At 61.8% G+C, this 12,307-nt stretch carries 9 protein-coding genes; 5 read left to right on the forward strand and 4 right to left on the reverse strand.

All coding sequences use genetic code 11. The annotated features are described in order from the left end of the window. Positions 1 to 15: 15 nt before the first annotated feature. The gene (locus PFLQ2_RS26200; RefSeq protein WP_003177335.1) at positions 16 to 1,410 is read right to left on the reverse strand and encodes a COG3014 family protein; all 1,395 of its coding nucleotides are present in this window, start codon (positions 1,408 to 1,410) and stop codon (positions 16 to 18) included. A 316-nt stretch (positions 1,411 to 1,726) separates the two neighbouring features. On the opposite strand from PFLQ2_RS26200, the gene PFLQ2_RS26195 reads away from it, so the two are divergent. Next, entirely contained in the window at positions 1,727 to 3,625 is a 1,899-nt protein-coding gene (locus PFLQ2_RS26195) for a cytochrome c/FTR1 family iron permease (protein WP_003177336.1), read from the forward strand. 108 nt (positions 3,626 to 3,733) lie between these two features. Next, positions 3,734 to 4,189: a YaiI/YqxD family protein gene (locus PFLQ2_RS26190; RefSeq protein ID WP_003177337.1), complete on the forward strand. Its 456-nt coding sequence runs from the start codon at positions 3,734 to 3,736 to the stop codon at positions 4,187 to 4,189. A 123-nt stretch (positions 4,190 to 4,312) separates the two neighbouring features. On the opposite strand, the gene elbB is transcribed toward PFLQ2_RS26190, so the two are convergent. Then, positions 4,313 to 4,981 (reverse strand): isoprenoid biosynthesis glyoxalase ElbB, encoded by a 669-nt coding sequence (elbB, locus tag PFLQ2_RS26185; protein WP_003177338.1) that lies wholly within the window; start codon positions 4,979 to 4,981, stop codon positions 4,313 to 4,315. A gap of 125 nt (positions 4,982 to 5,106) precedes the next feature. Here elbB and PFLQ2_RS26180 point away from each other — a divergent pair, with 125 nt between their 5' ends. Beyond that, the gene (locus tag PFLQ2_RS26180; protein ID WP_003177339.1) at positions 5,107 to 6,354 is read left to right on the forward strand and encodes a sterol desaturase family protein; all 1,248 of its coding nucleotides are present in this window, start codon (positions 5,107 to 5,109) and stop codon (positions 6,352 to 6,354) included. Here the strand turns inward: PFLQ2_RS26180 and PFLQ2_RS26175 are convergent. Further along, complete coding sequence (locus tag PFLQ2_RS26175; RefSeq protein ID WP_003177340.1) at positions 6,335 to 6,958, reverse strand: DedA family protein; 624 nt, start codon at positions 6,956 to 6,958, stop codon at positions 6,335 to 6,337. The two genes, PFLQ2_RS26180 and PFLQ2_RS26175, sit on opposite strands and share 20 nt — an antisense overlap. Positions 6,959 to 7,163: 205 nt before the next feature. Between PFLQ2_RS26175 and hemB the strand changes: the two genes are divergently transcribed. Together hemB and ppk1 are read left to right on the forward strand one after the other, a co-directional pair. Next, entirely contained in the window at positions 7,164 to 8,177 is a 1,014-nt protein-coding gene (hemB, locus tag PFLQ2_RS26170; RefSeq protein ID WP_003177341.1) for a porphobilinogen synthase, read from the forward strand. Between the two features lie 17 nt (positions 8,178 to 8,194). Next, positions 8,195 to 10,411, forward strand: coding sequence for a polyphosphate kinase 1 (ppk1, locus tag PFLQ2_RS26165; protein ID WP_003177342.1), 2,217 nt, complete (start codon positions 8,195 to 8,197; stop codon positions 10,409 to 10,411). Between the two features lie 173 nt (positions 10,412 to 10,584). Here the strand turns inward: ppk1 and ppx are convergent, their stop codons facing one another. Further along, positions 10,585 to 12,087 (reverse strand): exopolyphosphatase, encoded by a 1,503-nt coding sequence (gene ppx, locus PFLQ2_RS26160; protein ID WP_003177343.1) that lies wholly within the window; start codon positions 12,085 to 12,087, stop codon positions 10,585 to 10,587. Between the last annotated feature and the right edge of the window lie 220 nt (positions 12,088 to 12,307).

Raw genomic sequence — 12,307 nt, forward strand, 5'->3', positions numbered from 1 at the left:
AGCAAGACTCCGTTCTTAAGGTTTGAGGGTGGCGACGGCGGTCGGGTTGGCGGTCAGGATCACCTGGGCGGCCAGGCCACCGGTGAAGACCTGATTACCCACCGTCCGCAGGCTGATGACTTGGTAGCGCTGATCGACGGTGACCTTGACCACCGAGCCGCCCACTGCGCTTGGCAGGGTGACCTGGTGCTCGCCTTTCTTCAGGCGCAGGCGCACCACTTGGGTGTAGTCGGGCAGGGTGCGCCAGGTGCGGGTGTCGGCACCTTCAAGCACGGCCGAGGTGAGGCCCACGGCGAGGCCGGCCAATGGATTGGTGTCGTTGATCTGTTTCTGCGCCACGCCACGGGTGACCGCGCGCACGGTGGTGCGCAGGATGATGCCGGGCATGTCGTCGCGCAGGGCGCGGCGGGACATGGCGGTGGTGCTGTTGAGCTGGGTCAGGTCCATCTGACGACCGTCCACCCCGATCTGGGCAAACGTGGCGGTAGAGGTGTCAGGCTTGATAATCGGGAACGACAACGGCGTGATGACCAGGTTGCCGCTGATGGGCAAGGGCAGGGGGATGCGGATCGAGTCCCGGGACGGCGCCAGGCCGCTCTGCACCACGATCAGGATGTCGCTGTCATCATTCTTGGCGGCAGGTTTGTCCAGGTTGAGCAGTGCCTGCTCCAGCAACGGGGTGTTGGGGCGCAGTTCGGCCGCCTTGCGATAACCCGGTGCAGCCAGGTCTTTTTCGCCCAGGGCTTCATAGACGAAGCCGGCCAGGTAATGGCTGAACGCACTCTGGTAACTGTTCTTGAGGCTGACCACTTCCGGAGCGTCGAGGCTGGCTACCGGATAGCCCTTGAGGTCCTTGTATTCGGTCTTGACCCCTTGCTGCTCGGCTTCTTCCTCGCGCTTGAGGTATTCCTTGTCCCGCAGGTCGGCGATTACAGCTTCGCGCTCGTGGGTCTTTTTGATCTGGGTCCGTGCGCCGTCGAAGTCGTTCACGGCCAGCAGATTCAGGGCCATTTGCGTGGTCAGCATGACCTTTTCGTAGTCATAGCCTTCGTAGCGGCGGACCTTATCGTTGACCAGGAAGCTGCCGAACTGCGCGAGGTATTTGGCCGTGTCGAGCTTGACCGCGTCTTCCCATTGGCCCACTTGCACGTCAGCGCTGGTCCAGGCCGTCTGGCTGCCGGAGAGGTCGCCCTTGGCGCGGAGCAGTTCACCCTTCTCGAAGTAATACAGCAGGTCTTTGTCCTTGCTGGTGTTGTTCTTTTCCAACAGGGTCAGCGCGGCGTCGACGTTGCCGGCAGCCAGTTGCTGGTTGGTCTGGGCCAATTCGCTGTCGTAGTTGCGAAAGGCCGAACAGCCGGACAACAAAGTGCTCGCACTGAGGGCGACCAAAAAAGCGGCACGGGAGGCCATGAACAATTCTTCCCTGAGTATCAGCCTGGAGGGTGCGGGTCGGGCTGGAGCGATCCACGGACATGCGCCGGGACGCTGTCTGTTCCTCATAAAAAGAGGAGCTGTTATGCCGTCTGATAATAAGAAGGCGGGCGGGATTATAAACATGGCTGTTGGCTATGTAATGGCTTTTCAATCTCGTAATGCCGTTTTTGTGACATCACCACCAAAGCATGAATTTCCGATGAAAATGTGCCGCCAATGCACATCCGCTCTTGAGCCAAAGTCATTGGAAGTGAACAATGTGTTACTTCTTATTACCAATCGAGAGTCATTCATGACTGCCCCGCTCCGTTTTCTGGCCTGGCTTGCAGTGCCGCTGCTCGCGCTGTGCAGCAATCCTCTGCTGGCCAACACTGTCGAGGGCGCCTCCCAAGCGCTGCATCTGCTGGATTACATCGGGGCGGATTATCCGACAACGGTCGAAACGGGCAAGATCATTAATGATTCCGAATATCGCGAACAGCTCGAGTTCGTCCAAGTGCTGGAAGGCTTGATTGCCGAGCTGCCGGCCAAGCCGGAAAAGGCTGAGCTGAGCCAAGGCATCACCGCACTGCGCAGTGCCATCACCCAGCGGCAAGATGCTGGGGACGTTTCCCGCCTCGCACGCCAGTTGGGCGCAAGATTGGCGGTGGCGTATGAAGTCAGCCAGGCACCGGTCATCACACCGGATCCGGCCCGAGGGGCGCCGCTGTATGCCCAGAACTGCTCGGTGTGCCACGGCGCCAACGGTGCCGGTGATGGCCCCGCCGGTGTTGGCCTGGAGCCGCCGCCGTCCAACCTGCGGGACGGCCGGCGCCTGGATCACCTGAGTCTCTATGCGATTTACAACACCCTCGGCATGGGCATCGAAGGCACCGACATGCCAGCTTTCGCCGATCAGCTCGATGACCGGCAACGCTGGGACCTGGCGATCTACATTGCCAGCTTCAGCGCCGACCCGGCCGCTGCCAAAAGCGAGCAGATCTACAACCTCGCCGACCTCGCGCGCCAGACCCCGGCTGAAGTCCTCGCTGCGCAAGGCCCGGCGGCGGCCGCTACTTTCCGTGCCCAGCGGGCCCAGCCGCCACAGGTGCAGCGTGGCCCGGCTCAGTTGCTCGACTACACGGCCGCTACCCTGGACAAAAGCATCGCGGCGTATCGCGCCGGTGACCATGACCAGGCCTATGACCTGTCGGTGGCGGCGTATCTGGAGGGCTTCGAGCTGGTGGAAAGCTCCCTGGACAACGTCGACGCCAACGTACGCAAGGACACCGAAAAGGCCCTGATGGCCTATCGTCAGTCCCTGCAGGACGGCTTGACGGTCGCCCAGGCCGAACAACGCCTGGACGCGGCCAAAGCCAAGTTGAAGGAATCTGCCGGCCTGCTGGGTGGCGATGGCCTGAGCTGGTCGCTGAGCTACATTTCTGGCTTGCTGATCCTGCTGCGCGAAGGGCTGGAAGCAATCCTGGTCCTGGCGGCGATCCTGGCGTTCCTGCGCAACACCGGCCAGCAATCGGCGGTGCGCAGTGTCAACTTCGGTTGGGGCCTGGCGCTATTGGCCGGGCTGGCGACCTGGGGATTGGCGGCCTATGTGATCGATGTCAGCGGTGCCCAGCGCGAACTGCTCGAAGGTGCGACGGCATTGTTCGCCAGTGTGATGGTGTTGTGGCTGGGGGTGTGGATGCACGACCGGCGCCATGCGGCGGCCTGGCAGGACTACATCAAGAGCAGCCTGGTGGGCGGCGGTGGCCGTTTTGGTTTTGCGATCCTGGCGTTTTTCTCGGTCTACCGCGAGCTGTTCGAAGTGATCCTGTTCTATGAAACCTTGTGGTTGCAGGCCGGCCCCGCCGGACACAACGCCGTGCTGGCGGGCGGTGCGACAGCGCTGGTGCTGTTGGTCGGCCTGGCCTGGGTGATCCTGCGGGGTTCGGCGAAACTGCCGCTGGCGCTGTTCTTCAGTATCAATGCCGCGTTGCTCTGTGCGCTGTCGGTGGTGTTTGCCGGTCATGGCGTGAAGGCGTTGCAGGAAGCCGGGATCTTCGGCACCCGCCCGGTGGCGTTCTTCGATTTCGACTGGCTGGGTATTCATGCCGATGCCTACTCGCTGTCGGCCCAGATGGTAGCGATCCTGGCGATCGTGGTGTTGTATGGGCGCAGTTGGGTGGTGGAGAAGCGTCGGGTCCAGGTTTCCTGATCCGCAGCATTCGCGGCACATATCGCGAGCAAGCTCACTCCCACAGGATGTAGGCTGTCCTTGTGGAAGCGAGCTTGCTCGCGATGCATTTAGAGAGGAGCGACCCCGATGCGCGTATGGATCGACGCCGACGCCTGCCCCAAGGCAGCCAAGGAGTTGGTGGTCAAGTTCGCCCTGAAGCGTCAGTTTGAAGTGGTGCTGGTGGCCGGCCAGCCGCAGATCAAGCCGGGCCTGGCCTGCGTGAAGCTGATCGTGGTGCCTAGCGGCCCTGACGCGGCGGACGATTACCTGGTGGAACACGCCGTGCCCGGTGAGCTGGTGATTTGCAGCGACGTGCCCTTGGCCGACCGATTGGTGAAGAAGGGCGTCGCCGCCCTGGATCCACGGGGCAAGGAGTTCGATGCGCAGAACATGGGCGATCGACTGGCGGTGCGCAACCTCTTCACTGACTTGCGTGAGCAAGGCCATATGGGCGGCGGCCCGGCGGCGTACAGCGAGCGGGACAAGCAAGGGTTTGCCAATGCGTTGGATCGGATACTGACACGTTTGGCCCGAGCCTCTTAAGTCTTGCCTGGAACCCCTTGTGGGAGCGGGCTTGCTCGCGAAGACGGTGTGTCAGCCAACAAAGATGTCAGCTGAACCGACGCCTTCGCGAGCAAGCCCGCTCCCACAGGGATAGCGGCGGTGTCAGGCGTCGTTCTCGTGCGTCAGTTCCAACACCCGATCCACCAGCTTATTGATGCCCGAAGCCGCTTCGCTGATGTGCTGCGCCAGCATATAGGCCGGGGTGCTGACCAGTTTGCGCGCGGTGTCTTCGACGATGTCGCTCACGGCGCAGTCCTGGTGAGTGCCGCCCATCTTGGTCACGGCGGCTGCCGTATCGCTGTCGGTGCCAATGGTGCAGGTCACCCCTGGGCCATAGATCTTTGCCGCCAGGGCCGGGGAAATGCACATCAGGCCCACTGGCTTGCCGGCTTCGGCAAAGGCTTCGGTCAGCGCCAGGACCTCTGGCTGGACCGTGCAGCCGGCGCCTTCGACGGCGAAGTTGGAGAGGTTTTTCGCCGAGCCGAAACCACCCGGTACGATCAGGGCATCGAAATCCTCGACCCTGGCTTCACGCAAATCCTTCACGTTGCCCCGGGCGATCCGCGCCGACTCCACCAGAACGTTGCGGCTTTCGGGCATTTCTTCACCGGTCAGGTGATTGATTACGTGCAGTTGGGCAATGTTGGGGGCGAAACATTGCACCTGTGCGCCACGCTGGTCGAGACGCAGCAAGGTGATCACGCTTTCTTGGACTTCTGCGCCGTCATACACGCCACAGCCGGAAAGGATCACTGCAACTTTTTTGCTCATGGGTTTTCTCCAGATTCATGGCGTTAAATGTCCACTAATTTGTCACTCGTTGCCATAGGGTTATCGGGCAGCTACACCTAATCTGCCGACTATCTCCCTGCTTGCTCATGCCTCCGGGTCGCGTCATGAATTTCATTCTGTATGCCGTGCCGTTCTTCTTCGTGCTGATTGCCGTCGAGTTGCTGGCTGATCGTTGGCGCGGCGTGAGTCACTATCGCCTCGCTGATGCGATCAACAGCCTGAGTACCGGCGTGCTGTCGACCACTACCGGCCTGCTGACCAAGGGCGTGGGGCTGGTGACCTACGCCTTTGCGTTGAAACACCTGGCCGTCATTCAATTGCCTGCCGACCGGGCCTGGGTCTGGATGTTCGCCTTCGTGCTCTACGACCTTTGCTATTACTGGCTGCACCGCATGGGCCATGAGCGCAACATTCTCTGGGCCGCGCACTCGGTGCACCATCAGAGCGAGGACTACAACCTGTCCACTGCGTTGCGCCAGACCAGCACAGGATTTGTGTTGAGCTGGATCTTCTATATCCCCCTTGCCGTGCTGGGGGTGCCGCTGGCGGTATTCGTCAGCGTGGCGGCGCTGAATCTGCTGTACCAGTTCTGGGTCCACACCCAGCACATTCCCAAGCTCGGCTGGCTGGAGTGGTGCTTCGTCACGCCGTCCAATCATCGTGCCCACCATGCACAGAACCCTCTCTACATGGATCGCAACTACGGCGGGGTGTTCATTATTTGGGACCGTCTGTTTGGCACCTTCCAGGAAGAAGACGAAGATGAGCCTGTGATTTTCGGCGTGACCACGCCATTGGCGAGCTGGAATCCGTTGTGGGCCAACCTGCAGTTCTATGTGCAGTTATGGGCGGACGCGCGCCGGGCCGGGCGCTGGCAGGACAAGCTGCGGATCTGGTTCATGCCTACCGGTTGGCGGCCTGTGGACGTCGCTGCGAGGTACCCGCTGAACAAACCGGACCTGGGCGCGTTCCGCAAGTTCGAGGTGCCGCTGGACAGGCGCCAGCAGGTTTACGTAGCGCTGCAGTTCTGCGTTTACATTGCCTTGGGCAGTTACTTGATGAACCTGGAGAACAGCCTGCCGACCGCCGCCCTGATACTGGGGTGGGGCGCGGTGGCGTTCGGTCTGTTCGTGTTGGGGATGACCCTGGAGAATCGCCCGTGGGCGCTGAGGCTGGAGCTGTTGCGGCTGGCGTCGAGCCCGCTGCTGGTGTGGCTGGCCCCGCTGGCCGGATTGTGGCCGAACGATGCGGCGATAAGCCAGGGGGCCTGGCTCGGGTTGCTCAGCTACAGCCTGCTCAGTGGCATCGGGCTGTATTGCTGCAGCAACCGGTTCACTCGGTTGGCGTCCTAGATTCGCTGGAGCTGGCCTGTTCCAGCCGCTCCGCTTCGAGGATTTTCCTGGCCAGGCGTGCGTTCTTGATGCGTCGGCGCAGCCACAAGACCAAACCCAGCAACAGCAGGGCGCCGAGTACCCAGAGTTCGTATTTCTTGATGCTGCCCAGCATGCCTTCGAGCACCGCGCCGAAGTGGTACGCCGCGGCCGCCAGCGCCGTGGCCCACACTGCCGCACCGATGCCATTGAGCAACAGATAGCGGCCCGGCGGATAGCCGGACAGGCCGATCGCCACCGGCATGACCGTGCGCAGGCCATAGACGAAGCGGAAGCTCAAAACCCAGATGTCCGGGTGCCGGCGGATATGTTCCAGCGCGCGATCGCCCATCAATTGCCAGCGCGGCTTGCGCGCCAGCAGCTTGCGCCCGTGCTTGCGTCCCAGGAAATACCACAGCTGATCGCCCGCGTAGCTGCCGCAGAACGCTACGACCACCACGAGATTGATGTCCATGTAACCACGGAACGCCAGGAAGCCTGCGAGCACGAGGATGGTTTCGCCTTCGAAGAACGTGCCGATAAACAGGGCCAAGTAGCCGAAGTCATGCAGAAATTGTTGGAGCATTGTCTGGGTGCTGGCGAAATGAACGCGCAGCCTAACCCTTCAGGCACATTCAGGAAAGTATCGAAATGTGTCTCGACGTGAACATTTCCTACAACCACAATAACTGCGACTACCGGTCACAGGTGCACATAACTGTCATACGTTCGTCATAATGGCCGCTTATAACTGTCACGCTCGCCCGTCCGCGCGGGCTCAGGAGTCTGCCGTGAGCTTTACCCCCGCCAATCGTCTGTTCCCTGCCACCCGCCTGCGTCGCAACCGCCGTGATGAGTTCTCGCGTCGGCTGGTGCGTGAAAACGTGCTGACCACCGATGACCTGATCCTGCCGGTGTTCGTGCTGGACGGCGAGAACCGTCGCGAAGCCGTGGCATCGATGCCCGGGGTGGAGCGGCTGACCATCGACCTGCTGCTCAAAGAAGCCGCTCATTGGGTCGAGCTGGGCATACCTGCTCTGGCGCTGTTCCCGGTCACGCCGCCGGCACTCAAGTCCCTGGACGCCGCCGAAGCCTGGAACCCGGAGGGCATCGCCCAGCGCGCGACCCGCGCACTGCGCGCGCGCTTTCCGGAACTGGGGGTGATCACCGACGTGGCGCTGGACCCGTTCACCACCCACGGCCAGGACGGCATTCTCGATGAAGAAGGCTACGTGCAGAACGACATTACCGTCGACGCGCTGGTCAGGCAGGCGCTGTCCCACGCCGAGGCTGGTGCCCAGGTAGTGGCGCCGTCGGACATGATGGACGGTCGTATCCAGGCCATCCGCGAAGCCCTTGAAGTGGCCGGCCACGTCAACGTGCGGATCATGGCCTACTCGGCAAAATACGCCAGCGCCTATTACGGCCCGTTCCGCGATGCGGTCGGTTCGGCCCTGAACCTGGGCAAGGCCAACAAGGCCTCTTATCAGATGGACCCGGCCAACAGCCACGAAGCCTTGCACGAAGTGGCGGCTGACTTGTCAGAAGGGGCAGACATGGTCATGGTCAAGCCGGGCATGCCCTACCTCGACATCCTTTGCCGGGTCAAAGAAGAATTCAAAGTGCCGACCTTCGTTTATCAGGTCAGCGGAGAGTACGCCATGCACATGGCAGCCATCCAGAACGGCTGGTTGGGCGAAGGGGTGATCCTGGAGTCCTTGACCGCTTTCAAACGCGCGGGCGCTGATGGCATCCTGACTTACTTCGCCGTGCGCGCCGCCCAACTGCTACGAGAGCAGAAATAGCCTCTCAGGAACTTGCGATGAATACCGAAGGACTCTCTGAAGTTGCAGTAAAAGACGCTCAACCCGTAATCGAGCAAATTGCCGAAACGCCGCCGGAGCTGGAGCCTACTCCCCCGGTCGTCAACGAGCCTGCGCCGGCTCCGGCGATTGCCATTCCGAACCTGGATGACAGCAGCCTGTACATCCATCGTGAGCTGTCGCAACTGCAGTTCAACATCCGCGTGCTGGAGCAGGCGCTGGACGAGTCCTATCCGTTGCTGGAACGCTTGAAGTTCCTGTTGATCTTTTCCAGCAACCTGGACGAGTTCTTCGAGATTCGTGTCGCCGGCCTGAAGAAGCAGATCACCTTTGCCCGTGAACAGGCCGGTGCCGACGGCCTGCAACCGCACCAGGCCCTGGCGCGCATCAGTGACCTGGTCCACGGCCATGTCGACCGCCAGTACGCGATCCTCAACGACATATTGTTGCCGGAGCTGGAAAAACATCAGGTCCGCTTCATCCGTCGTCGCAACTGGAACACCAAGATCAAGACCTGGGTGCGTCGCTATTTTCGCGATGAGATCGCGCCGATCATCACCCCGATCGGTCTCGACCCTACGCACCCGTTCCCGCTGTTGGTCAACAAGAGCCTGAACTTCATCGTCGAGCTGGAAGGCATCGACGCCTTCGGTCGCGATTCGGGGTTGGCGATCATCCCGGCGCCGCGCTTGCTGCCGCGCATCATCCGCGTGCCGGAAGATGTCGGTGGTCCGGGCGACAACTACGTCTTCCTGTCGTCGATGATCCATGCCCATGCCGATGACCTGTTCCAGGGCATGAAGGTCAAGGGTTGCTATCAGTTCCGCCTGACGCGTAACGCCGACCTCTCGGTGGACACCGAGGACGTCGAAGACCTGGCCCGCGCCTTGCGCGGCGAGCTGTTCTCACGTCGCTACGGCGATGCGGTGCGCCTGGAAGTGGCCGATACCTGCCCGAAACATCTGTCCGATTACCTGCTCAAGCAGTTCAACCTGCATGAGACCGAGCTGTATCAGGTCAACGGTCCGGTCAACCTGACTCGCCTGTTCAGCATCACCGGCCTGGACAGCCATCCGGAGCTGCAATACCTGCCGTTCACGCCGCAGATCCCGAAACTGCTGCAAAACAGCGAGAACATCTTCAGCGTGATCAGCAAGCAGGACATCCTGCTGTTGCACCCGTTCGAGTCGTTCACGCCGGTGGTCGACCTGCTGCGCCAGGCCGCCAAGGACCCCCATGTGTTGGCGGTGCGCCAGACCTTGTACCGCAGCGGTGCCAATTCGGAAATCGTCGATGCCCTGGTGGACGCGGCGCGCAACGGCAAGGAAGTCACAGCGGTGATTGAATTGCGGGCGCGCTTTGATGAAGAGTCCAACCTGCAACTGGCCAGCCGTCTGCAAGCGGCCGGTGCGGTGGTGATCTACGGCGTGGTCGGCTTCAAGACCCACGCCAAGATGATGCTCATCCTGCGGCGCGAAGCCGGTGAAATCGTGCGTTACGCCCACCTGGGCACCGGCAACTATCACGCTGCCAACGCCCGCCTGTACACCGACTACAGCCTGCTGACTTCCGATGATGCCTTGTGCGAAGACGTCGGCAAGCTGTTCAGCCAGTTGATCGGCATGGGCAAGACCCTGCGCATGAAAAAACTGCTGCACGCGCCGTTCACCCTGAAGAAGGGCATGCTCGACATGATCACCCGGGAGACGCAGTTCGCCCTGGACGGCAAGCCGGCCCACATCATCGCCAAGTTCAACTCGCTGACCGACCCGAAGATCATCCGTGCGTTGTACAAGGCCAGCCAGTCGGGCGTGCGCATTGACCTGGTGGTGCGTGGCATGTGCTGCCTGCGGCCGGGCATCCCCGGGGTCTCCCATAACATCCACGTCCGCTCGATCATCGGGCGCTTCCTGGAGCATACGCGGGTGTTCTACTTCCTCAACGGCGGTGAGGAGCAGATGTTTTTGTCCAGCGCGGATTGGATGGAGCGCAACCTCGACAAGCGGGTCGAGACCTGCTTCCCGGTGGAAGGCAAAAAGCTGATCCTGCGGGTCAAGAAGGAGTTGGAGAGCTACCTCACCGACAACACCCACAGCTGGAGCCTGCAGTCCGACGGTCGCTACATCCGCAACACGCCGACCGGCAACCAGAACCCGCGCAGCGCCCAGGCAACCTTGCTGGAGCGCCTGAGCAGCCCGGTGTTGGCGGTTCGTTAAGTCATCCTGCGAAGTGCGCTCCCCCTGTGGCGAGGGAGCTTGCTCCCGCTGGGGCTGCGAAGCGGCCCCAAATCCGAGGTCTTGATCCGTCAATCAAATCATCGCAGCCGCTCTTGGGAGGGCTTCGCCCTCCAGCGGGAGCAAGCTCCCTCGCCACGGAGGCTGCGCAGGGCTCAGTGGATGTTCAGCACAATCCCGACCCGGGTCAGCCATTCGGCTTCCTGGGCGAAGTCCGCCTGGGTCAATTGGTTCTCTTCCAGCCAGTTTTCCGGAAACAGCACATCCAGCTGGGCGCCGTCGGCGTGCAGGGTGACCTGGGGCATTTCCTGGGTGCCACGGATGTGGTGGAACAGAATCGCAAAGCGCAGCAGCACGCACAGGCGAATCAGCTTGATGCCGTCATCGCCGAACTCGGCAAACTTATCCTTGGGAATATTGCGGCGGTGGCCACGCACCAACAGCGCGAGCATCTGTTGGTCCTCCCGGGAAAACCCGGCCAGGTCCGAGTGCTCGATCAAATAGGCGCCGTGCTTGTGGTAGTGGTAGTGGGCGATGTCCAGGCCCACTTCGTGCACCTTGGCGGCCCAGCCCAGCAGTTCACGCCAGACTCCGTCGTTCAGGTCCCAGTCGTCGGCCACCTGGTCGAAAGCATGCAACGCCTTGCGCTCGACCCGCGCGGCCTGTTCCTGGTCGACGTGATAACGCTCCATGAGCGAGCCCAGGGTGCGTTCCCGGACGTCTTCGTGGTGATGACGACCCAGCAGATCGTAGAGCACGCCTTCGCGCAGGGCGCCCTCACAGTGATCCATGCGTTGCAGTTCCAGGGCATCGAAGATGGCTTCGAGGATCGCCAGGCCTGCCGGGAAAATGGCCCGGCGATCAGGCTTGATGCCTTCGAAATCGATCTTGTCCGCTTCGCCGAGCTTGAACACCTTGCGCTTGAGCCAGGCCAGGCCCTCGGCATTGACCTCACCGCTGCCATGGCCGCCGGCCTTGAGGGCCAGGCCGATGGCGCGAATGGTGCCCGAGGAGCCAATGGCTTCATCCCAGGTCAGGCGATGCAAGGCATGTTCGATGCTCATGATTTCCAGGCGCGCCGCCGTGTAGGCCTGGGCATAGCGGGCCGGCGTGATCTTGCCGTCGCGGAAATAGCGCTGGGTGTAGCTGACGCAGCCCATCTGCAGGCTTTCGCGCAGCAGTGGTTCGAAACGCTGGCCGATGATGAACTCGGTACTGCCGCCGCCGATGTCCGCCACCAGGCGCTTGCCCGGCGTGTCGGCCAGGGTGTGGGAGACGCCGAGGTAGATCAGGCGGGCTTCTTCACGGCCAGAGATGACTTCCACCGGATGGCCGAGGATTTCTTCGGCACGGCGGATGAATTCGCCGCGGTTGCGCGCCTCGCGCAGGGCGTTGGTGCCAACGATCCGCACCGCGCCCAGGGGCATGCCGTTGATCAATTGGGCAAACCGCTTGAGGCAATCGAGCCCGCGCTGGATGGATTCTTCGCTCAGTCGGCGCTCTTCGTCGATGCCGGCGGCCAGTTGGACCTTTTCGCCGAGTCGCTCAAGAATGCGAATTTCCCCGTTCTGGGCCTTGGCGACGACCATGTGGAAGCTGTTGGAGCCCAGGTCTATGGCAGCGATCAGGGACAGATTCTTGGCTTGGGATGACGGCATGGTCAAAAAATCTCGGTCGATAACCCCGCCATCCTGCCACGATCGACCGCTTACGCCAACGCGCCTGAACCAAACCGTTGACCCGAGGCAGGGTTGCTTGGGTTTCCTGTGGCGAGGGAGCTTGCTCCCGCTGGGCTGCGCAGCGGCCCTAAAGCCAATCAACCCGGTATATCAGGAATAAATCGACAGGCGGATCCTGCGACTGCTGCGCAGTCGAGCG

It is taken from the genome of Pseudomonas fluorescens Q2-87 (assembly GCF_000281895.1).
Lineage (GTDB): Bacteria > Pseudomonadota > Gammaproteobacteria > Pseudomonadales > Pseudomonadaceae > Aquipseudomonas > Aquipseudomonas fluorescens_S.